18 protein-coding genes and 1 other RNA gene are annotated in these 21,243 nt (G+C 49.4%); 12 read left to right on the top strand and 7 right to left on the bottom strand.

Features of this window, described 5'->3' with window-relative positions:
• The first annotated feature begins 56 nt into the window (after positions 1–56).
• The 4 genes from ACP7FG_RS07880 to phoU are packed head-to-tail and all read left to right on the top strand — an operon-like array spanning position 57 to position 5,608.
• Entirely contained in the window at positions 57–2,321 is a 2,265-nt protein-coding gene (locus ACP7FG_RS07880; RefSeq protein ID WP_439226046.1) for an ABC transporter permease subunit, read from the top strand.
• Positions 2,322–2,344: 23 nt separating this feature from the next.
• Positions 2,345–4,000 (top strand): phosphate ABC transporter permease PstA, encoded by a 1,656-nt coding sequence (gene pstA / locus ACP7FG_RS07875; RefSeq protein WP_439226045.1) that lies wholly within the window; start codon positions 2,345–2,347, stop codon positions 3,998–4,000.
• Between the two features lie 59 nt (positions 4,001–4,059).
• Positions 4,060–4,878 carry a phosphate ABC transporter ATP-binding protein PstB gene (gene pstB, locus ACP7FG_RS07870; RefSeq protein ID WP_199494386.1) on the top strand — a complete coding sequence of 273 codons (819 nt, stop codon included), beginning with the start codon at positions 4,060–4,062 and terminating at the stop codon, positions 4,876–4,878.
• Between the two features lie 10 nt (positions 4,879–4,888).
• Positions 4,889–5,608 carry a phosphate signaling complex protein PhoU gene (gene phoU / locus ACP7FG_RS07865; protein ID WP_054491232.1) on the top strand — a complete coding sequence of 240 codons (720 nt, stop codon included), beginning with the start codon at positions 4,889–4,891 and terminating at the stop codon, positions 5,606–5,608.
• Here the strand turns inward: phoU and serA are convergent.
• The 3 genes from serA to ACP7FG_RS07850 all read right to left on the bottom strand — a co-directional run bounded on the left by serA (position 5,605) and on the right by ACP7FG_RS07850 (position 8,163).
• Positions 5,605–6,834 carry a phosphoglycerate dehydrogenase gene (gene serA / locus ACP7FG_RS07860; protein WP_439226152.1) on the bottom strand — a complete coding sequence of 410 codons (1,230 nt, stop codon included), beginning with the start codon at positions 6,832–6,834 and terminating at the stop codon, positions 5,605–5,607. The genes phoU and serA overlap by 4 nt on opposite strands.
• Positions 6,831–7,502, bottom strand: coding sequence for a ribose-5-phosphate isomerase RpiA (rpiA, locus tag ACP7FG_RS07855; protein ID WP_439226044.1), 672 nt, complete (start codon positions 7,500–7,502; stop codon positions 6,831–6,833). The genes serA and rpiA overlap by 4 nt, the downstream gene beginning before the upstream one ends.
• 73 nt (positions 7,503–7,575) lie before the next feature.
• A complete protein-coding gene (locus ACP7FG_RS07850; protein WP_439226043.1) occupies positions 7,576–8,163 on the bottom strand; it encodes a 5-formyltetrahydrofolate cyclo-ligase in 588 nt (195 codons plus the stop codon).
• Between the two features lie 50 nt (positions 8,164–8,213).
• On the opposite strand from ACP7FG_RS07850, the gene ACP7FG_RS07845 reads away from it, so the two are divergent.
• A complete protein-coding gene (locus ACP7FG_RS07845) occupies positions 8,214–9,782 on the top strand; it encodes an amidohydrolase family protein (protein ID WP_439226042.1) in 1,569 nt (522 codons plus the stop codon).
• Between the two features lie 6 nt (positions 9,783–9,788).
• Here the strand turns inward: ACP7FG_RS07845 and ssrS are convergent.
• Both ssrS and zapA read right to left on the bottom strand, forming a co-directional pair.
• Positions 9,789–9,973: non-coding RNA, 6S RNA (gene ssrS / locus ACP7FG_RS07840), on the bottom strand.
• A 34-nt stretch (positions 9,974–10,007) separates the two neighbouring features.
• On the bottom strand, positions 10,008–10,319 hold the full coding sequence (gene zapA, locus ACP7FG_RS07835; RefSeq protein WP_054491227.1) for a cell division protein ZapA: 312 nt from the start codon (positions 10,317–10,319) through the stop codon (positions 10,008–10,010).
• Between the two features lie 109 nt (positions 10,320–10,428).
• Between zapA and ACP7FG_RS07830 the strand changes: the two genes are divergently transcribed.
• The 4 genes from ACP7FG_RS07830 to ACP7FG_RS07815 are packed head-to-tail and all read left to right on the top strand — an operon-like array spanning position 10,429 to position 14,704.
• Positions 10,429–11,019: a UPF0149 family protein gene (locus ACP7FG_RS07830; RefSeq protein ID WP_244994781.1), complete on the top strand. Its 591-nt coding sequence runs from the start codon at positions 10,429–10,431 to the stop codon at positions 11,017–11,019.
• A gap of 24 nt (positions 11,020–11,043) precedes the next feature.
• Positions 11,044–12,366, top strand: coding sequence for a Xaa-Pro aminopeptidase (gene pepP, locus ACP7FG_RS07825; RefSeq protein WP_439226041.1), 1,323 nt, complete (start codon positions 11,044–11,046; stop codon positions 12,364–12,366).
• A complete protein-coding gene (gene ubiH, locus ACP7FG_RS07820; RefSeq protein ID WP_439226040.1) occupies positions 12,348–13,514 on the top strand; it encodes a 2-octaprenyl-6-methoxyphenyl hydroxylase in 1,167 nt (388 codons plus the stop codon). Before pepP ends, ubiH begins: the two co-directional genes overlap by 19 nt.
• A complete protein-coding gene (locus ACP7FG_RS07815; protein ID WP_439226039.1) occupies positions 13,511–14,704 on the top strand; it encodes an FAD-dependent oxidoreductase in 1,194 nt (397 codons plus the stop codon). The genes ubiH and ACP7FG_RS07815 overlap by 4 nt, the downstream gene beginning before the upstream one ends.
• Positions 14,705–14,886: 182 nt before the next feature.
• On the opposite strand, the gene ACP7FG_RS07810 is transcribed toward ACP7FG_RS07815, so the two are convergent.
• Positions 14,887–15,729: a LysR family transcriptional regulator gene (locus tag ACP7FG_RS07810; RefSeq protein WP_414018646.1), complete on the bottom strand. Its 843-nt coding sequence runs from the start codon at positions 15,727–15,729 to the stop codon at positions 14,887–14,889.
• A gap of 141 nt (positions 15,730–15,870) precedes the next feature.
• On the opposite strand from ACP7FG_RS07810, the gene gcvT reads away from it, so the two are divergent.
• The 3 genes from gcvT (at position 15,871) to gcvP (ending at position 20,404) form a co-directional block, all read left to right on the top strand.
• On the top strand, positions 15,871–16,950 hold the full coding sequence (gcvT, locus tag ACP7FG_RS07805) for a glycine cleavage system aminomethyltransferase GcvT (protein WP_278358461.1): 1,080 nt from the start codon (positions 15,871–15,873) through the stop codon (positions 16,948–16,950).
• A 50-nt stretch (positions 16,951–17,000) separates the two neighbouring features.
• A complete protein-coding gene (gene gcvH / locus ACP7FG_RS07800) occupies positions 17,001–17,390 on the top strand; it encodes a glycine cleavage system protein GcvH (RefSeq protein WP_054491221.1) in 390 nt (129 codons plus the stop codon).
• A gap of 125 nt (positions 17,391–17,515) precedes the next feature.
• Complete coding sequence (gene gcvP, locus ACP7FG_RS07795) at positions 17,516–20,404, top strand: aminomethyl-transferring glycine dehydrogenase (protein ID WP_439226038.1); 2,889 nt, start codon at positions 17,516–17,518, stop codon at positions 20,402–20,404.
• Between the two features lie 166 nt (positions 20,405–20,570).
• Here the strand turns inward: gcvP and ACP7FG_RS07790 are convergent, their stop codons facing one another.
• Entirely contained in the window at positions 20,571–21,023 is a 453-nt protein-coding gene (locus tag ACP7FG_RS07790) for a hypothetical protein (protein ID WP_439226037.1), read from the bottom strand.
• Positions 21,024–21,243 lie beyond the last annotated feature (220 nt).

The following is a 21,243-nucleotide window of genomic DNA, read 5'->3' as shown; positions in this document are numbered from 1 at the left end:
TTCAACTAAACTATTTGCAGAATTTTAGTAACGCGTATTCAAACCTGAGGTTTCTGATGGCATCACTGTCAGCTCAACAATTAGCCGCTAACCGGGGACGACTCTTTAAAGATCGTGCCGCTCGCTATGGTGTCACTTTAGGTGGCATTATGGTGTTGGTAGCGCTGTTGCTTATCTTTTTCTATCTGCTTTATGTTGTTCAGCCTATTTTCGAGTCGGTTTCCTTAAAAGAGGAACAGAGCTTTTCATTGCCAAACAGTGATGATGTAGAAGCACTTGGCATGGAGGAGCAGGCCGAAATTGGTTACCGTCTAATGAAATCGGGGAAATTTGAGTTCTTTGCGCTGGCCGATAAATCTATCGTTAAGCGCAAGGCCGGCGATATCATCGACTCAAAAGAAGTGGTCTCTGATGACAAAATAACGAGCTTTGCCAGCACTCTGCCGGTCAACAAGCAGTACGCATACGGTCTGAACGATGGTACGGCGATGGTGGTTCAGCCTAAGTTTAAAGTGTCTTTTGCTGAAGACCCTCAGACAGGCGCACTTGAGCGTACGATAACGCCGCGTGTGGAGGTATTGAATAATGGCGAACCATTAGTTGTCGATGAAAGTGGTCAGGCTTTAGAAAAACTGGCTTACGAGAGCGATGGTGACACTATGATGTTTGCTGCTGTGCAGGGCGGCAATAATCTGCTTATTACCAAGTACGCAGCAGAAGAAAACTTTATGACTGGCGAAACGACATTAAAGCCGGTTTTTCATAAGGTGACACTAAACGGTACTATCGATGACTTAATTGTTACTCCGGATTTACGTCAGGTTATGGCGCGTCGCGGTAACCGAATTCATGTATTCGATGTCGGAATTTCAGGTCAGGTAAGTGAGCGTGAATTAATGCTGGTTAATGCGCGTGAGCAGGGTAATGCCACGGGTCTTTATTTACTGGCCGGAGCAAGCTCTATTTTGGTGACTCATGATACCGGGCTGGTAACACAGTGGTTCCAGGTATCGACAGATAAAGGTCGGCAATATCAATATATTCGCTCATTTGATGCTGGCTCACCGGTTAAAGACGTTGAAGTTGAATATTATCGACGTACTTTCTACACCGTTTCAGAAAACGGACAGCTAGGCATATTCTATACCACTTCAGAGGCGGACCTGTACCGGGGCAACCCTCTTGAATCCAGTTTAGAGCACGTCATGGTCGACCCTCGAGCCAACTACCTCATTATGCAAAGTGGTGATCGCTTCAGTGTGTTTGATATTAAGAACGAACATCCTGAAGTCACCTGGAGCGCTATGTGGCAGGAAGTCTGGTATGAGGGATACCCTGAGCCCGACTACACCTGGCAGTCGACCTCTGGTTCCGATGACTTTGAGTCTAAATACAGTTTGGTTCCTATTGCTTTTGGCACCATCAAGGCAGCCGCGTATGCAATGCTGTTTGCTGTGCCTATTGGTTTGGCTGCTGCTGTTTACACGGCGTACTTTATGTCTCCGTCGGTGCGTAAATACGTCAAGCCGACCGTTGAAATTATGGAAGCCTTACCGACGGTTATTCTCGGCTTTTTGGCCGGTCTTTGGCTGGCACCGATAATTGAGAGGTATCTTCCGGGCCTGATAGCCGTACTTCTGCTGGTGCCGGCAGCGATAATTTTGACCGCATTCTTATGGTCGAAGTTACCTTCCCATATTCGTAACACCGTTACCGATGGACGAGCCGCTTTGCTGCTCATACCTATTGTTATTCTGGTCGGTTGGTTATCGTTTGGCCTTAGTCCCTGGGTTGAGCAAGTGTTGTTCGATGGCAATGTGCGTGGCTATTTAACCAATGAGCTGGGTATTACCTTCGACCAGCGTAATTCCCTGGTTGTTGGTATTGCGATGGGCTTTGCGGTTATCCCGACCATTTTCTCAATTGCAGAAGATGCGGTATTCAGTGTGCCGAAACATTTATCTAACGGTTCGCTGGCGCTGGGTGCTACACCATGGCAAACCTTGACTAAAGTGGTTCTGTTAACCGCCAGTCCGGGCATATTCTCAGCGGTTATGATGGGGCTGGGACGCGCCGTAGGCGAGACAATGATTGTACTGATGGCAACCGGAAACACACCCATCATGGACTGGAACATTTTTGAAGGTATGCGCACCTTGTCGGCAAACATTGCGGTCGAAATGCCGGAGTCGGAGGTTGGCAGTTCACACTACCGAATCTTGTTCCTGGCAGCCTTTGTGCTGTTCATATTTACCTTTTTCTTTAACACCATTGCTGAATTTGTTCGCCAACGTCTGCGCGACAAATACAGCTCGATGTAATTCCGGAACAGAGGTTTAATTCAATGAATACATGGTTTAAATCCGGAAAGCCCTGGATCTGGTTAACCGCCGGCTCAGTTAGCATCAGCTTAATAGCGGTTATCGGGCTGGTATTAATGATTGGCTGGCGTGGATTGTCGTTTTTCTGGCCCGCTGGCATTCATGAAATGTCTATTGAACAGGCTGACGGTTCAACACGCACGCTCATTGGTGAAATCTATGAGAGCGAGTCGGTTCCGACATCACGAATCAGTAACTCGGGCACCATCATGGATGGTTACGAAGAAGAGGAAGTGACTCGTTACCTGATGAAAATTGGTAACCGTGAGTACGTACCTCTGGATTTTGCCTGGGTGCTTGGCCCCGCCATCCGCTCCGATGAAACACCGGCTGGTCTGGCGGTTATTGAACGTACCAAAGATGGTAATTTCTACGGTTATCCAGTTGCTATCGAGCAGGCAGGCGAACGTGTTGCGACACATGGCGACTTGCGAGATGAATTGTTTAAGCGGGTTGAGCGCGCCGTTGAGCTGAATGAACAGGCTATGGCGCTGCAGGAAGGTGAAATTGGTGCTATTAACTATGAGTTAACGCAATTGAACCTACAACGCCGTGGCCTTGAGCTTAGCGGCAGCTTGACTGAAGAAGCGATAAACGACATTGAGCAACGTCGCGAAGAGCTTCAGGCCGAGTACCTGGAATACGAGAAAGAACTTTTCGCACTGCGTGATGAAGCCGGTCGTGACTCTTTAATTATGCGGGATATGCGCGGCGAAGAAGTCAAAGTGCCTATGTACCGCGTACTGGATGTGAACTTCCCTAACGATATGGGCTTTTTCTCAAAGCTTGGGCATTTCTTCCAGCAAATTGGCAAGTTTGTTTCTGAACCGCCCAGGGAAGCTAATACCGAAGGTGGGGTGTTCCCGGCCATTTTCGGCACGGTATTTATGGTGCTGTTAATGTCCGTTATTGTCGCTCCGTTTGGTGTTATTGCGGCCGTCTATTTACATGAATACGCGGGCAAAAATGCGGTCACTAAATTAATCCGTATTGCTGTCATTAACCTTGCTGGGGTACCGTCGATTGTTTATGGCGTATTTGGTTTAGGTTTCTTTGTTTATATGGTGGGTGGGAGTCTCGATCAGATTTTCTACCCGGAAGCCTTACCGAATCCGACTTTTGGTACGCCGGGTGTTTTATGGTCTGCCGTTACTCTGGCTATATTGACATTGCCCGTGGTGATTGTTGCGACCGAGGAAGGGCTTTCGAGAATTCCACCGGCGTTACGTGAAGGCAGCTTGTCGTTGGGCGCAACGAAGTGGGAAACCATTTGGCGCATTGTTCTGCCTATGGCATCACCGGCTATTATGACGGGTCTGATTCTCGCGGTTGCAAGGGCGGCAGGTGAAGTTGCGCCACTGATGCTGGTTGGTGTGGTTAAATCTGCACCTATGCTGCCGGTGGACGGGAACTTCCCTTACTTCCATCTGGACAGAAAATTCATGCACCTGGGCTTCCACATATACGATGTAGGCTTTCAGAGCCCCAACGTTGAAGCGGCCAGGCCGCTGGTTTACGCCACGTCATTCTTGCTGATCACCATTATTGTTGGTTTGAATTTAACGGCGATTGGTGTGCGTAACCATTTACGTGAAAAATACCGCTCACTTGAGCACTAATGTTGAACACGACAGTTGAACACGAAAGTTTTGATGAATTAGCAAAAAGGTCTGAACTTATGATTTCGGTAAACCCGAGTACAAGCAACTTAGAAAAGCTGGACTTACACAACTTGCCAGCAGAACAGACTGCTTTAGATATTAAAAACTTGAATCTTTACTACGGTCAAGATCAGGCGTTACACGATATTTCTATGCGCATTCCCAATAACCGCGTAACCGCGTTTATCGGGCCATCGGGCTGCGGTAAATCAACACTGTTACGTTGTATTAATCGCATGAACGACTTGGTAGAGATTTGCCATATTGACGGCCAGATTGATATGCACGGTCACAATATTTACGACAAGAACGTCGATGTTGCGGCTTTGCGTCGCCGTGTGGGCATGGTGTTTCAGCGTCCAAACCCCTTTCCTAAATCCATTTATGAAAACGTGGTTTATGGTTTGCGTTTGCAGGGCGTGAAAGATAAGCGGGTATTGGATGAGGCGGTAGAAACCTCGCTTCGTGGTGCGGCGTTATGGGATGAAGTTAAAGACCGTTTAAACGCCAGTGCGTTCAGTTTGTCAGGCGGTCAGCAACAACGTGTGGTTATCGCGCGTTCTATTGCAATTGAACCTGAAATTTTGTTGCTGGATGAGCCAACCTCTGCGTTGGATCCTATTTCAACCCTGACCATTGAAGAGCTGATTACTGAGCTGAAGGAAAAGTATACCGTTGTTATTGTTACGCATAACATGCAACAGGCGGCGCGCGTATCAGACCAGACCGCGTTTTTGTATATGGGTAAACTGATTGAGTATGCTGATACGGATACTTTATTTACTACCCCGTCTGAAAAACAGACAGAAGATTATATTACTGGTCGTTACGGTTAAGGAGCGAGTCATGGATAAGATGAATATGGGTAAGCACATTTCCGGTAAGTTTAATGACGAACTGGAAGCTGTGCGTAACCGTGTGTTAAGCATGGGCGGATTGGTTGAAAAACAATTGCAGGATTCACTTCTGGCAATTCAGAAGGGCGACATCGACTTGGCAGAGAAAGTCCTGACCAGTGACCATAAAGTGAACAAGCTCGAAGTGCAGATTGATGAAGAATGTGTGCACATTATTGCTAAACGCCAACCAACCGCCAGCGATCTGCGTTTAGTCATTGCGATTATCAAAACCATTGCTGACTTAGAGCGTATTGGCGACGAAGCAGAGCGTATTGCAAAAGTCGCTAAGGAAAGTTTCAGTAACGACCAACAACAACTGTTAGTCAGTCTCGAAAACCTGGGGCAACACGTATTAAGCATGCTGCGTAATGTACTTGATGCTTTCGCCCGTATGGACCTGGAGTCCGCTTATAATGTGCACCAGCAGGACGAGCAGGCTGACCGTCAATACGAAGCGCTGACACGTCAGTTAATGACATACATGATGGAAGACTCGCGCTCTATTCCAAAAATTATGAATGTGCTTTGGTCCGCACGTTCTCTAGAGCGTATTGGTGACCGTTGTCAGAACATTGCCGAATACATTATCTTTTTTGTGAAAGGCAAAGACGTGCGCCATGTCTCACCAGAGAGCATGGAACGCACGGTTATGGGCAAAAAAGACTAGAATAAGCGCCGGGCACGAATAGTGCCCGGAATGTCTTTCAGTTGTTGAAGTATATTGGCGCCATTGTCGCCGTCAATATCCATCACCACGTAGCCCACACTTTCATCGGTCTGTAAGTACTGACCCGCCACGTTAATTTCATTGTCGCTAATAATGCGGTTAATGGCGTTTAGCATACCCGGCTGGTTTTTATGAATATGCAGCAAACGCTGTGCCGTTGCGTGCGTTGGCAAGCTCACTTCAGGGAAGTTGACTGCAGACAGGGTAGAGCCGTTATCTGAATAACGCACCAATTTTCCGGCCACTTCAACGCCAATGTTTTCCTGAGCTTCTAAGGTTGATCCGCCAATATGCGGTGTTAGCAGACAATTTTTTAAGCCACGCAGAGGCGACATAAACTCGTCGTTATTACCTTTAGGTTCAACCGGAAACACATCAATTGCCGCACCCGCCAGGTGCCTTGATGACAGGGCTTCAGCCAGAGCTTCGATATCCACTACCGTTCCGCGCGACGCGTTAATGAGCAGGCTGCCCGGCTTCATACGTTCAATTTGCCGACGGCCTATCATCCATTGCGTTTGTTCGGTTTCCGGTACGTGCAGAGTGACAATATCGGCTTGCGTGAGTAAGTCATCCAAAGTGGGAACCGACTGAGCGTTACCCATGGGCAGTTTGTCTTCAACGTCGTAGTAGCGAATGTGCATGCCCAATTGTTCGGCTAAAACACTCAACTGGCTGCCAATATGACCGTAGCCGACAATGCCCAGTATTTTTCCGCGCGCCTCAAAAGACTGCTTAGCCGATTTTAGCCAGCCACCTTCGTGGGCTACGGCATTCTTTTCAGGAATGCCCCGTAGCAGCATAATAGCTTCGGCTAAAACCAGCTCGGCAACACTGCGGGTGTTTGAAAAGGGCGCGTTGAAGACAACGACACCGTGTTGCTTGGCCGCATCTAAGTCAATTTGATTGGTGCCAATGCAAAAGCAACCTACCGCAATGAGTTTGTCGGCGGCGGCAAATACGCGTTCATTCAACTGGCTGCGTGAGCGGATACCAAGAATATGAGCGTCTTTAACTTTTTCGCAGAGTTCATCTTCGCTCAGAGAGGTTTGCAGTATTTCCAGGTTATGGTAGCCGTGGTGACGAAATAGCTGGATGGCACTGTCATGAACCCCTTCGAGCAATAAAACTTTGATTTTGTCCTTTGCTAGTGAGGTTTGCATCAGACACTTACCTTCAGAGTCTGAACCCCATCTTCACGGGCAATAAGCGCCACATCCGCACCACGCTGAGCAAACAGTCCGTTAGTGACTACGCCGACAATATTGTTCAGTTGAGCTTCAAGCTTCATGGGCTCCATGATGTCAAAGTTGTGCACATCAAGGATCCAGTTGCCGTTGTCGGTGGTAAAACCCTGGCGCCAGACCGGGTCGCCGCCAAGCTTTACAATTTCGCGGGCAACGTATGAACGTGCCATAGGAATCACTTCAACCGGCAGTGGGAATTGACCTAAACGGCCAACCATTTTGGTTTCATCAGCGACACAGACGAACTTTTTAGCGACTGCGGCTATAATTTTTTCACGGGTCAGCGCTCCGCCTCCGCCTTTAATCATCTGGCCATGCTCATTAATTTCATCAGCACCGTCTACATAAACGGGAACATCGGCAACGGAGTTGAGTTCGAACACCTCAATACCATGAGACTTCAGGCGCTCGGTAGAGGCTTCAGAACTTGAAACAGCCCCTTCAATGTCATGTTTTCGCTCGGCTAACGCATCGATAAAAAAGTTTACGGTTGAGCCGGTACCGACTCCGACGACAGTGCCGTCTTCAATGTATTGCATAGCAGCTTCTGCTGCCGCTTTTTTTAGTGCATCAGCGTTGCCTGACATGAGCGTTTCTCCGTGTGTTTTCTTTAGGCTCAGTATAGGGAATTTGTTGTTTTTTATCGAACTTTCTTTTGCTTTAAAAGCGCCAGTGTTGCGCTGGTGTAATAATTTCCGGCAGTGGAATATCCCAACTCTCAACCGGTATCTGTTTAACCTGCTGTTCGTTATAGCTTAATCCAATGGGCGATAAGTTGGGTCTATTCCCATTATGCCATTGCGCTAATGTCCGGTCGTAATAACCGCCACCCATGCCTAATCGGTTGCCCTGACTGTCGAAGCCGACCAGTGGCATCAGCAGTATCTGAATATTGGACAATGGCACCACGTTTTGAACATTCAGTTCGGGTTCGGCAATACCGTACTTGTTGGTTGTCATTGGCGTATCCGGGGCATAGTGTAAAAACAGCAAATGACCTTTAGCAAAAGGGTGAAGCACGGGTAAAACGGTATTAAAACCTAACTGCCACAGTTTTTGAATAATGGCTGAGGTTGGCAGCTCGCCGGAAAAGCTTTTATACACGGCAACGGTGGTCTGCCGGGGCTCAAGGTTGCTCAGACGTTGCTCCAGTTTGTCAGCAACCAGACACGCCGCTTCGCTTTGCTGTTCGGCGGTTAAATTGCGGCGAATTTGCTGTAACTTGCGTCGGAGGTCCTGTCGAGTCATGCTAGAGTCTGCTTAATGATAACCGCTGAGTAATTGCCAGAGGATAACCGATGAAAACAATAAAAACGATAGCTTTAGCCATGGTAGCGATGGCTTTTACGGTTGCAGCCCATGCTGTACAGGCTCCCCCGAAAGCGCCGGAGCGTGATCGCGGTGAAGGTCCGTACGAGCGCCTGATATTACGGGGCGGAACACTAATTAATGGCGAAGGCGCACCACCAATTGGTCCGGTAGACATCGTAATTGAAGACGATCGTATCGTGAATATTGTCAGTGTTGGTAATCCGGGGGTGCCAGTTAAGCCCGAAGGGCGTCCTGAAGCTGAAGCAGGTGATAAAGAGCTGGATGTCAGCGGCCAGTACATCTTGCCCGGCTTTGTTGATATGCATGCGCATATTGGCGGCTCCGCAAAAGGTATTCCGGCGGAGTATGTATTGAAGTTGTGGTTGGCTCACGGCATTACAACCATTCGGGAGCCCGGCAGTTTTAATGGCCTGGACTGGGTTCAGTGGCATGAAGAACGCGCTGTCGATAATCGCATTACGTCGCCGCGAATCATTCCTTATGTTGGTTTTGGGCAAGGCTGGGATAAGCCTATTTATAACGGCGAGCAGGCACGTGAGTGGGTTCGCTACATTAAAGATGAGGGAGCGAAGGGTATTAAGTTCTTCGGTGCTTCACGCAAAGTTATGGAAGCGGCACTGGATGAAGCCAACGAGCAGGGCTTAGGCACTATGATGCACCACGCTCAGCTGAATGTAATGTCGATGAATGCACTGGACTCCGCTCGCCTGGGCTTAACCTCTATGGAGCATTGGTACGGTTTGCCGGAAGCTCTGTTTGAAGAGCGCCGCGTGCAGGACTACCCGGCTAATTACAATTACAACAACGAGCAAAACCGCTTTGAAGAGGCTGGCCGCTTATGGAAGCAGGCCGCGGAGCCGGGTTCAGAGAAATGGAATTCAGTGCGCAATGAACTGATTGAACTGGACTTCACGATCAACCCCACCTTAACCATATATGAAGCGTCGCGTGACTTAATGCGTGAACGTCAGGCCATTTGGCACGACGAATACACCTTGCCGCGGTTGTGGGAGTTTTTCGAGCCAAGCCGCTACGCCCACGGCTCTTATTGGTTCGACTGGACCACAGACAATGAAATTGCCTGGAAAAAGAATTACCAGAAATGGATGGCGTTCTTAAAGGACTTCCACTCCAACGGCGGCAGAATTACGGTTGGTTCTGATGCGGGCTACATTTATAAGATTTATGGCTTTGGTTACATTCGCGAGCTGGAGTTATTACGTGAAGCCGGCTTGAATGCACTGGAAGTAATCCATGCTGCCAGCCTGGCCGGTGCTGAAGCACTGAATATGGAAGACGACATTGGCTCCGTTGCTATTGGTAAAAAAGCCGACATGGTTATTGTGAACGAAAACCCGATGGATAACTTTAAAGTGTTGTACGGCACCGGGCACTTCAAGCTGGACGGCAATAACGAACCAATGCGTACGGAAGGTATTCAGTACACCATTAAAGACGGTGTCATTTTTGACGCACAACAATTGCTAGAGGACGTTAAAGCCATTGTTGCTGATGAAAAGGCGGAGCGCCAATAGTAAGGGTGGTTTCCCAAGGTGCCGCTGCTGGCTGTAGCCCTTGAACCCATTGGTTCAAGGCGGGGAGCAAATGGTATCTGCCGTAGGCTTCCCGGTTCATGCCGGGCTTGCACATGGCAGGCCAGTGATCCCCTTTTAATACAAGCATCGGCTCAGGGACATAAGCCTGCTGGCAAACACCCCAGGAAACCGCAAAAGGGTTACAATGTTGCTTTAGGTTAACCGCTAACGGTTACGTTGTGAGCGTTGCTCACTCATTGCCTGTTCTATCGTTGCCTGAAGTAACTGAATTTTTTCTTCAAGCTTAGCTGTTTTTGCAGATTGTTCATTTTGATCCTGAATCCACTCATGGCATAAATTCAGGGCTGTCATAACAGCTATTTGTTCGACATTGGTCAGTTGCGTTCGTTCTTTGGTTTCCATCAGTCTTTCGTTAAGCGTATCTGCCGCTTGCTGCAACGCGCTTTCCTGCCCAACAGGGCAAGCCACCTTATAATTACGTTCCAGCAATTTTATATCCATGGTTTTTGCGGCCATTCAAAAGACTCCTTGCAACTGACTCAACAGCTTTGATAACTGCATTATGGCATGAGCTACCGGTGTTTGTCAGCTAGCGATTATGTAAAGCCAGTGTTAGGATTAATGCATGATAAATAAAGGGCAGAATTTAATGTCGACACGTTTTAATTATGACCGCTTAGTGGAACTTTACGCACAATACGACATGACGCCTAGTGCGTCAGAAGTGCAGGGTATGTTAACCGGGCTAATAGCCACCGGCAGCGACGCCAAAAGCAATGAATTAATGATCTTAATGTCAGACCTGGCATACGACGGCCAGGGCTTGCCCGTCGAGCTGGAGAATTTGCTGCAACAGCAGGCCGAAGAAATTGAGCACTCGCTGGGTGACGAAGACTTAGGCTACCGTTTGTTGTTACCTGAAGACACGACGCCGCTGTCTGACCGCTTAAGCGCACTGGCTGGCTGGGTTAATGCCTTTTTAGTGGGCTATGGCGTTAACCAGGAAAATATGACCAACTTAAGTGGTGACTTAAAAGAAGCCATTGAAGACATGGTCGAGCTGGCGAAGATAGAGTTTACCGACGATGGTGATGAGGAAGAAGAACGAGCCTACACCGAAATTGTCGAGTATCTGCGTGTTTCAGCCATGATGTGCTACGCCGAATTAGGCCGTAATGAGCTACCGGCAAATCAGCCACCCAAAATTCTGCATTAATTACTGACGGAGTAGAGGTCGTTGATGAGAAACGTTATTCCTCAGGATGAATTTAAGCAGCGCCGACGCCTGTTGCTGGAGTCTTTGCCACCACACTCGGTGGCACTGGTGGCTGCTAACAGTGAAGTTACGCGCAGCAATGATACCGAGTACCCTTTTCGCCAAAACAGCGACTTTTTCTATTTAACCGGTTTTAATGAGCCGGACGCGGTGTTGCTGCTGATCAACGACAGCAGCCCTCGCAGTGTTTTATTCTGCCAGGACAAAGACCCCAAGCACGAAGTCTGGCATGGGCTGCGTTTAGGCTATACCAATGCTGTTGAAGCCTTAGCCGTTGACAGCGCGGAAGATCTCGACACTTTGCCGGAACGTTTACCGGAGTTGCTGGAGGGTATTGAATCGGTTTTCTACCCCATGGGTGAAGACTCGGTGCTGGCCGAACTGGTGAGCGAAGCGCGCGATGACGTCAGTGTGAAAGCAAGACGAAGCGGTAAACTAGCGCCTCAAAGCTTGTCTGACTTAAGAACTCAACTGGACGCCATGCGCCTTATTAAGTCAGCCAATGAAGTGTCAGTGATGAAAGAAGCTGGCCGAATCAGCTCGGGGGCATTCCGTCGCATTATGCGTTTTGTCGAAGAGGGCAAGCACGAGTATCAGGTAGCGGCAGAGTTGCACCATGAATTTGCCATGAACGGCGCTTTGCATCCGGCTTACGGTATTATCAGCGGTGGTGGTGCTAATGCCTGCGTTCTGCATTACACCGACAATCAAGATGTTTTGCGTGACGGTGATTTACTGCTGGTAGACGCCGGCGCGGAGTACCAGGGTTACGCTGCCGACATTACCCGTACTTTCCCGGTAAATGGCAAGTTTAGTGAACCACAGAGCATACTTTATAACTTAGTGCTGGAAGCCCAGCAGGCGGCCTTTGCTGAAATTAAACCCGGGAGTAATTTGGTTCAGGCGAGCGAAGCAGCTGCCAGGGTCATTAGCGATGGTCTCACCGAGCTTGGTATTTTAACCGGCGATGCCGAAGAAAACTTCAAAGAACAACGCTGGAAAACGTACTTTATTCACGGCCTGGGCCATTGGCTGGGTCTGGATGTTCACGATGTCGGACGTTATCGCGACAGGGAGGGCGAGCCTGTACCTTTCAAACCCGGTATGGTGCTGACAGTAGAACCCGGTATTTATATTCCGGAAGATGCTGACGTTGAAGAGAAATGGCGCGGCATAGGCATTCGCATTGAAGATGACCTGGTTGTAACAGCGGACGGTTTTGACAACATGACCGCCGATGTACCCAAAACCATTGAAGAGATTGAGACATGGATGAAAGGCCAGTAACGCACGCCGATGTTGTAATAGCCGGAGGTGGCCTGGTGGGCGCCTTAACTGGCTTAATGCTGGCGCAACAACGGCCGGACTGGCACATTGTTGTCTGTGAACCACGAGCCGAAGGTCCGCCCGCAGACAAGCGGATTATTGCTCTGGCTGCTGCATCTGCGCAGCGGCTGCAAAGTCTCGGTGTACTCAATGGCATTGATACTACGCCAATAAAACATATTCACATTTCCGACCGGGGCTTTGCCGGCGCAACTGAACTGCACGCCGAGAACGAGCGGGTTGAGGCCTTAGGTCGGGTTGTTGCCGCCTCCGAGCTGGTTAACAACTTGTACCTTAGCTGTCAGAAGCAGACCAACCTTGAGTGGTTATCGGGTGTTCGTTTAGATTCATTGCAACAGCAGCAAAAGCAGGTGGAATTAAACCTGGATAACGGACAGCAGCTGTTGGCTAAGTTACTGATTGGTGCCGATGGCCAGAACTCACTGGTGCGCGAGCAACTGGGGCTAAAATCGGATGTTTACGATTATGGCCAGTTTGGTTGTATTGCAACGCTTGATTTAGAGCAGCCACTAAATGGCTGGGCCTATGAGCGCTTTACCGAAAATGGGCCTATTGCCTTACTGCCAATGCAGGGAAGTCAGGCTTCACTGGTGTGGAGCTTTACCGAAGCGCAGCGTGACGTTGCCCAGCAATGGTCCGACACCGAATTTGTGCAGCGGTGTCAGCAGGCGTTTGGCTACCGCGCGGGCTTATTTTCCGGCGTGTCGAAACGGGTTTTTTACCCGCTGACGTTACGCCGGGCAAAACGTTCAACTCACCACCGCAGTGTGATCATCGGTAATGCGTCGCACGCGTTGCACCCCATAGCCGGGCAGGGTTTTAACCTGGGGCTGCGCGATACCGAAGTTTTATGTGAGTCGCTGGCCAATGTCGATGACGCCGGTAATTTTCAGGCATTACAAGGTTATGAGCAGAATCGCGAACGTGATTACCAAGCCATTATTAAACTGACGGACGGTTTAGTGCGCGGCTTTTCGAATCACTACTGGCCCACGGTATTGGGTCGCAACAGTGCGCTGATGTTACTGCAGCATTGTTCGCCGCTGAAATCCGCCTTCGCACGCTTAACCATGGGGATGCAACCATGACCATGAAACGCAAAAAGCTCGATGTTGTGATTGTTGGCGGCGGCATGATTGGCCTGAGCCTGGCAATACGTCTGGCTCAGCAAAACCGACGAGTGATGGTTCTGGAAAGACATTCGCAACCTGAACTTTCTGAAGAGCTGGCATTGCGGGTGAGTGCTCTGAATGATCGCAGTCGCAGCGTATTAAAAGACTGTGGTGCCTGGCCTTTAGTGCAGGAACACCGGAGTGGCCCCTACCAAAGCATGCAAGTGTGGGACAAAGACAGCCCTGCGCACATTGAGTTTTCAGCCCGGGAAATTAACGCCGCAGATTTAGGCGCTATAGTTGAAAACAACGTTGTGGAGCACTTTTTGTGGCAACGTGCTGAGCAGGTCGGTGTTGAGATATTACAGACGCAACAGTGGACAATGGTTCATGCCGGCGATGATTCTCACCGCGGGGAAATAGAGGTTGGTGAGTGGTTACTGTCAGCCGATCTTATAGTAGGAGCTGACGGTGGTCGTTCGAAAGTGCGTCAGTATGCTGAATTACCAATTTCTTTCTGGGACTACGGGCAGCAAGGCATTGTGGCGAATATTCGCACGGAACAACCTCATAATGGCGTGGCTCGTCAGGTATTTTTACCAACAGGGCCGCTGGCACTTCTGCCGACACCTGACTCTCATACCGTTTCCATTGTCTGGTCTGCCGATGAAGATCTCGCCAGAAACTTGCTTAATGAGCCCGCTGAGCGCTTTGCAAAACAGGTGGAAACAGAGTCAGGGCGGGTATTAGGCGCCTGCGAGTGTGTGTCTGATATAAAAGCCTTTCCGCTTAAAATGCAGTACGCCCGCCAATGGTATCAGCATCGTATTGTCTTGGCTGGTGACGCGGCTCACACTATTCATCCGCTGGCCGGGCAGGGTGCGAACTTAGGTTTTGGTGACGTGAAAGCCTTAGCGGAGAAACTTGAGGGCGTGGATTTATCCTCGCTGGCTCAATTGCACCGGTCCTTGAGTGCGTATCAGCGCGAGCGCAAAGCCGACACCCAGCTAATGATAGCCGCAATGGAAACGTTCAAACGTGGTTTCGGCACAGCAAACCCAGTAGTGAAAGGCCTACGCGCCCTGGCTTTCGCACTGCCAAACAAACTCACCTTTTTAAAACGCAAACTAGCCGAAATCGCGCTGGGCACTGACCCCCAGAGCTAGGCGGCTGTGGTTGGCACCTATTGTTCAGGGAGACGCCCGTGAATACGTCCCTGTAGGGCTTGGGCGTCGCCATCCATGGCGCCGCACACTCCCTGACCAATAGGTACCAACCATAAGCGCCACCTATCTCAGCGGCTCAGCGCTCACCAGATTTAGCCTGACGTTCATGTCAGGTGAGGTGTTCAAATCCTTGCTTTTAGATAATCCGCCAATTGAGAGGCAGCGCTTGAGGCGCCGCCGGCCAGACGCATAATGACGTTGACTGAGCCCGGTGCTGGTAATTTCTTTCCATTAGCAAGCGCGTCAATTACTGAAACACTGTCCGGTACCGTGCTACGGGCCAGTACGGTTATTCCCAAACTGCTGTGCAGTGCGGCGGTAAGCCCTGAGAAGTCTGTATTGGTGTAGGTGATTCTGTAGGGCTGATGTATCCGTTGCAGACTCTGTTCGGCACGGCGGCGATAAATGCATCCTTCCGGGGCTACAACCAAAGGCAAGCTGGGTTGCTCGACCAAGGCGGGGGAGCCCACCCAAACCAGCTCTTCGCGCTGAATCAAAACATCGCTTTTATTGGTCTGTTCTCGCAGTGCCAGAATAATATCGAACTGTTGCCCTAGTCCGGACAGTAAGTCTTTACTCAACGCCGAAGTCACCTGCAGCGTAACCTGTGGGTAAACCTGGGCAAACTGACCCAGCACTTTGGGCAGCAGACTGGAAGCAAATTCACTGGTAATACCCAGCCGCACTTTACCGCTAACCTGTTGCGGTTCGAACTGCGCCCAGGCCTGATCATTCAGCGCCAACATACGCTGGGCGTAGTCAAACAGCACGTCACCGTCGGCGGTAAGGGCAAAGCCACTGCCCTGGCGGGTTAGCAGTTCAACGCCCAGTTGCTGTTCCAGCTTTTTAAGCTGCAGACTAATAGCAGGTTGAGAGCGCCCCATGCGTTCGCCGGCGAGTGTCATACTGCCCAGCTCTATAACCGCACTAAAACTGCGTAAGGCTTCTAAGGATAAATGTTTCATTGGTTCGCTTTATAAAGTCGTCACTGGGTATTTGAAAAATTAATACCATTATAAGCATTATTGATTTTAAGTTTAAGTGAATCACGCCTATAATTTGCGCCCATACACACGCACATAAAGTGAACAGAGAAGGAACACGGTATGGGTAGCAGAACGCCACTGTACGATGCACACGTAAAAGCGGGTGCGAAGATGGTTGATTTTCACGGCTGGGACATGCCGCTGAACTACGGCTCACAAATTGAAGAGCACCATGCTGTACGCCGTGACTGCGGTGTTTTCGATGTGTCGCACATGACCATTGTTGACGTAGAAGGCCCACAGGCTCAGGCGTTTTTGCGTTACCTGCTGGCTAACGACGTTGCCAAGCTAAAAACGGAAGGCAAAGCACAATACACCAGCATGTTGAATGAAAACGGCGGTGTTATTGACGACCTTATCGTGTATTTCTTCTCAGAAACCGCTTACCGCATGGTTGTTAACTCAGCAACCCGTGACCGCGACCTGGCATGGATTGAAAAAGTAGCAGCCGATTTTGATGTCACCACCAAAGAGCGTGACGACATGGGTATGCTGGCTTTGCAGGGCCCTAAGGCCGCTGAAAAAATTCAAAACGTACTAACTGCAGAGCAGTATGCCGAAATTGACGGCATGAAGCCTTTTGTGGGCAAAGACGTTGGCGATTACTTTATTGCGACCACAGGTTACACCGGCGAAAAAGGCTACGAAATTGTGGTTCCGGCCGAGCAACTTGAAGCCTTGTGGAATGACTTGCTAAAAGCCGAGGTTGCTCCATGTGGACTGGGTGCTCGTGATACACTGCGTTTAGAAGCTGGCATGAACCTGTATGGTCAGGACATGGATGAGAACATCACGCCGCTGGAAGCCAATATGGGCTGGAGCGTGGCGTTTGAACCGGCTGATCGCGACTTCATTGGTCGTAAAGCCTTAGAGCAGAAAAAAGCGAAAGGTCATGACAAATTAGTCGGCCTTGTGATGGAAGAGAAAGGTGTACTGCGCCACGGTCAAAAAGTAACCGTTGAGGGTGGCGAAGGTATCATCACTTCTGGTACATTCTCGCCTACACTTGGTTTCTCAGTTGCAATGGCTCGCGTTCCATCCAGTGTTGGTGATACAGCGGAAGTGGAAATGCGTAAGAAACAAATGCCGGTGAAGGTGGTTAAGCCAGGTTTCGTCAGAAACGGTCAATCTGTTTTATAATCGAACAAGATTCAATACATTCCGGGTAACCCGGGTAGAAGGAAAGCAATATGAGCAATATTCCAGCAGATCTGAAATACGCATCAACCCACGAATGGGTTCGTGATGAAGGCGACGGTACTTTTACTGTAGGTATCTCCGAGCACGCGCAGGAACTTCTTGGCGATATGGTGTTTGTTGAATTGCCTGACGTAGGCGACAAAGTTGCCACAGGCGATGACATTGCTGTCGCTGAATCTGTAAAAGCCGCTTCAGATATCTACGCACCAATGACCGGTGAAGTTGTTGCTGTGAACGAAGATCTGGAAGATGCCCCTGAAACGGTCAACAACGACCCTTACGGTGACGGCTGGTTATTCCGTATAAAAGCAGATGACAGCGGCGAGCTGGACAACTTATTAGACGCGAACACTTACGAGGCTTCAATCGACGAAGACTGAGGCCATTGGCGCATAGCACCAATGACACAGAGCGTCCTGAGCCCCGGAAATTAGCCGGGGTTCATTGTTTTTTGTATCCGATAAGTTTTCGATAAATTTCCGATAAATGTACGAGGCTGAGTTAAATGAGCAGTACTACCCTGACGCAATTAGAGCACCACGATGAATTCATTAGCCGCCATATTGGCCCAAGCGCTGATGAGCAAAAAGCCATGCTGGCTGAGCTGGGTGTAGATTCTTTAGAAGCATTAACCAAAGACACTGTGCCTGGTGCGATTCTGCGTGAACCGTTCCTGCAGACAGGGGAGCCGCAAACTGAACGCGAAGCTCTGGCTCGTCTTAAAAACATTGCGAAAAAGAACCAAATTTGTACCTCGTACATTGGTATGGGCTACTACGACACCGTAGTGCCTAACGTTATTTTGCGTAACGTGCTGGAAAACCCGGGCTGGTATACAGCGTACACGCCGTATCAGCCGGAAATTGCTCAGGGCCGTTTAGAAGCACTGCTTAACTTCCAGCAAATGACCATGGACTTAACCGGCCTGGATTTAGCCAGCGCCTCATTGCTGGACGAAGCCACTGCCGCCGCCGAAGCTATGGCCATGGCAAAACGTGTTTCTAAAAATAAAAAATCCAACGCGTTTTTCATTGCCGACAACGTTTACACGCAAACCATCGACGTGGTGAAAACCCGTGCGGAATACTTTGGTTTCGACATTATTGTCGGACCGGCGCGTGAAGCCTCTGATCATGACGTGTTTGGTGCGTTGTTGCAGTACCCGGACAAGCAAGGCCAGCTGCACAACATTGAACAGTTAATTGGTGAGTTGCAGGAGAAAAAGGCCATTGTTGCCGTTGCTTCTGACTTAATGAGCCTGCTAATGGTGAAGTCACCGGGCGAAATGGGCGCGGACATGGTGTTCGGTAACGCACAGCGCTTTGGTGTGCCAATGGGTTATGGCGGCCCTCACGCGGCGTTCTTTGCTACCCGTGACAAATTTAAACGTTCATTGCCGGGTCGTATTATCGGGGTTTCTAAAGACTCGCGTGGACGCCCTGCATTGCGTATGGCCATGCAGACGCGTGAGCAGCACATACGCCGCGAAAAAGCGAACTCGAACATTTGTACCGCGCAGGTTCTGCTGGCGAACATGGCGTCGTTTTACGCTGTGTATCACGGCCCTGAAGGCTTGCGTCGTATTGCCAACCGCATTCACCGTTTAACCGACATTGTCGCGCTAGGTATGCAGGACAAAGGCGTGAAGCTGGTGAACAGCCACTGGTTTGACACCTTAACCTTTGAAATGAAAGAAAACGCTGCAGACGTATTGTCGCGCAGTAAAGCGTTGGGTCTTAACCTACGCGTTGACGGCGAAGGCGTGTTTGGTATTAGCCTGGATGAAGCCAAAACACGTGACGACGTTGAAAGCTTATTTGCCGCGCTGTTTGGCGACAACCACGGTTTAGACATTGACGTACTGGACAGCCGTGTTGCCGGTGGAGACGTGGAATCTATTCCTGCTGATTTAGTGCGTACTTCTCAGTATTTGCAGCACCCGGTATTTAATGAGTACCACTCAGAAACTGAAATGCTGCGTTACATTAAAAAGCTTGAAAACAAAGATTTAGCGTTGAACCATTCCATGATTTCTCTGGGCTCGTGCACCATGAAGCTGAACGCCACCGCCGAGATGATTCCGGTGACCTGGCCTGAGTTTGGTCAGTTGCATCCGTTCTGCCCGGCAGAGCAGGCACAGGGTTATTACGAGCTGGTTGAAACCTTGTCTGAATGGTTAATTGACGTAACCGGTTATGACGACATGTCGATGCAGCCGAACTCCGGTGCGCAGGGCGAGTACGCCGGTCTGCTGGCTATTCAGAAGTACCATGAAAGCCGCGGCGACGGGCACCGCAACATTTGTCTTATTCCAAGTTCTGCCCACGGTACAAACCCAGCTTCAGCTCAGATGATGAACATGAAAGTGGTGGTGGTTGACTGTGACAAGCACGGCAACGTGGATATGGACGACCTAAAAGCCAAAGCCGAAGAAGCGGGCGAGAACCTGTCGTGCATTATGGTCACTTACCCGTCAACGCACGGTGTTTACGAAGAAGGCATTAAAGACATTTGTGACCTGGTTCACAGCTATGGCGGTCAGGTTTACATGGACGGCGCCAACATGAACGCACAGGTTGGCGTAACCTCACCGGGTTACATTGGTTCTGACGTGTCGCACCTGAACCTGCACAAAACTTTCTGTATTCCGCACGGTGGCGGCGGCCCTGGCATGGGTCCTATTGGTGTGAAGCAGCATTTGGCTGAATTCCTGCCAAACCACTCCATTGTGAACATTGACGGGCCTAAAGCAGGCAACGGCGCGGTATCTGCTGCTCAGTTTGGTAGTGCCAGCATTCTGACCATTTCCTGGATGTACATTGCCATGATGGGTGGACGCGGCTTACGTGAAGCGTCAGAAACCGCTATTTTGAATGCCAATTACTTAGCTGAGAAGCTCAGTAAGCACTTCAAAATTCTGTATCGTGGCCGCAACAATCGTGTCGCGCACGAGTGCATTATCGATTTGCGGCCAATGAAAGACGCCGCCGGCATTGCCGAAATTGATGTGGCTAAGCGCTTGCAGGACTATGGTTTCCACTCACCAACCATGAGCTTCCCGGTAGCGGGTACCATTATGGTTGAGCCGACCGAGTCTGAGTCTAAAGCCGAACTGGACCGCTTTATTGAAGCCTTGGTAAGCATTAAAGCTGAAGCCGAGAAAGTAGCCGCCGGTGAATGGCCAAAAGACAACAACCCACTGGTGAACGCACCGCATACATTAGCCGACATTACCGATGCAGAGTGGGACCGCCCATACGATAGAAAAACGGCAACCTACCCGGTTGAAGCCGTTGGTTACGACAAGTTCTGGCCAACCGTAAACCGTATTGATGACGTATTCGGCGACCGTAATCTGATGTGCTCATGCCCGAGCATTGAAGAGTATCGGTAAGTGTTGTGGTGGGTGGCCTGACGTTTAGGTCTGATTCGATCTTGCCTGAGATGACTATGGAGCCCGCTTTTAGCGGGCTTTTTACGTCTACTAGTTCTTACGGCCAGTAGCTTTACCTTTAAGATAAGTTCAAAAAATCGTATGACATTACCCTGCTTTGGGTGCTTTAGGGATCAATTTCTGCAGCTTTCGGAGAAACGTATCGTGTCGTATTCGCACCTACTAATTGCCCATTATGATAGGTGTAAGTAATTACAATAGTTACAATTTCTGTAGCGGTCTCGTAAGAGGTAGCCACTGGTACGGAGCATGCCCCGGTACTGCAAGGAGCTGGTGGAGCACCGCTATTGGATGTTGAGTAATAATCGCCGCCGTTTAAGCTTAGGCCACCGTCGTCGCTGCTTGTATGAACTAATTTAGCTTCACTATCCAAATCGAACTGATTTGAGTGGATTAATTCACCTTTACTGTTCCACACTAAAACGGAAAGCCTCTCAAAGTCTTTATTATGCACAACTTTAGTACAAACATCAGATGAGCATGGGGGAAAGGACTGATTTGCTAACGCAGCAGATGATAGAAGTATCAAACCTAAAAATACAAGTAATTTTACTTTCATAATGAACTCCTTTTCATATTTAACAATAAATATATACGATTAACGTCATAGCATAGTATCAAGATAGTATAGTTACTTTCCTTGTCAAGGAGTGGACTTCCCAGACTTTGCTAGACACTTTTAACCGTTACAATGTAACTCAAACTAGAGGTGTTTATGAGCAAAGGCAAACGGTATACCGAAGAATTCAAGATTGAAGCCGTCAAGCAGGTCACCGAGC

This window comes from Idiomarina sp. ST10R2A5 (assembly GCF_051842325.1).
In the GTDB taxonomy this organism is placed as follows: Bacteria; Pseudomonadota; Gammaproteobacteria; order Enterobacterales; family Alteromonadaceae; genus Idiomarina; species Idiomarina abyssalis.
Note: the sequence above shows the minus strand (reverse complement) of the source record. Positions and strands in the feature narration are given on the sequence as shown.

Excerpts from the sequence above, each read along its gene's own strand:
- gcvT (WP_278358461.1), top strand. The coding sequence starts at position 15,871 with ATGGGTAGCAGAACGCCACTGTACGATGCACACGTAAAAGCGGGTGCG.
- ACP7FG_RS07790 (WP_439226037.1), bottom strand. The coding sequence starts at position 21,023 with ATGAAAGTAAAATTACTTGTATTTTTAGGTTTGATACTTCTATCATCT.
- pepP (WP_439226041.1), top strand. The coding sequence starts at position 11,044 with ATGAGAAACGTTATTCCTCAGGATGAATTTAAGCAGCGCCGACGCCTG.
- ACP7FG_RS07815 (WP_439226039.1), top strand. The coding sequence starts at position 13,511 with ATGACCATGAAACGCAAAAAGCTCGATGTTGTGATTGTTGGCGGCGGC.
- pstB (WP_199494386.1), top strand. The coding sequence starts at position 4,060 with ATGATTTCGGTAAACCCGAGTACAAGCAACTTAGAAAAGCTGGACTTA.
- zapA (WP_054491227.1), bottom strand. The coding sequence starts at position 10,319 with ATGGCCGCAAAAACCATGGATATAAAATTGCTGGAACGTAATTATAAG.
- phoU (WP_054491232.1), top strand. The coding sequence starts at position 4,889 with ATGGATAAGATGAATATGGGTAAGCACATTTCCGGTAAGTTTAATGAC.
- ACP7FG_RS07880 (WP_439226046.1), top strand. The coding sequence starts at position 57 with ATGGCATCACTGTCAGCTCAACAATTAGCCGCTAACCGGGGACGACTC.
- rpiA (WP_439226044.1), bottom strand. The coding sequence starts at position 7,502 with ATGTCAGGCAACGCTGATGCACTAAAAAAAGCGGCAGCAGAAGCTGCT.
- ACP7FG_RS07810 (WP_414018646.1), bottom strand. The coding sequence starts at position 15,729 with ATGAAACATTTATCCTTAGAAGCCTTACGCAGTTTTAGTGCGGTTATA.
- ACP7FG_RS07830 (WP_244994781.1), top strand. The coding sequence starts at position 10,429 with ATGATAAATAAAGGGCAGAATTTAATGTCGACACGTTTTAATTATGAC.
- gcvH (WP_054491221.1), top strand. The coding sequence starts at position 17,001 with ATGAGCAATATTCCAGCAGATCTGAAATACGCATCAACCCACGAATGG.
- ACP7FG_RS07845 (WP_439226042.1), top strand. The coding sequence starts at position 8,214 with ATGAAAACAATAAAAACGATAGCTTTAGCCATGGTAGCGATGGCTTTT.
- pstA (WP_439226045.1), top strand. The coding sequence starts at position 2,345 with ATGAATACATGGTTTAAATCCGGAAAGCCCTGGATCTGGTTAACCGCC.
- ACP7FG_RS07850 (WP_439226043.1), bottom strand. The coding sequence starts at position 8,163 with ATGACTCGACAGGACCTCCGACGCAAGTTACAGCAAATTCGCCGCAAT.
- ubiH (WP_439226040.1), top strand. The coding sequence starts at position 12,348 with ATGGATGAAAGGCCAGTAACGCACGCCGATGTTGTAATAGCCGGAGGT.
- gcvP (WP_439226038.1), top strand. The coding sequence starts at position 17,516 with ATGAGCAGTACTACCCTGACGCAATTAGAGCACCACGATGAATTCATT.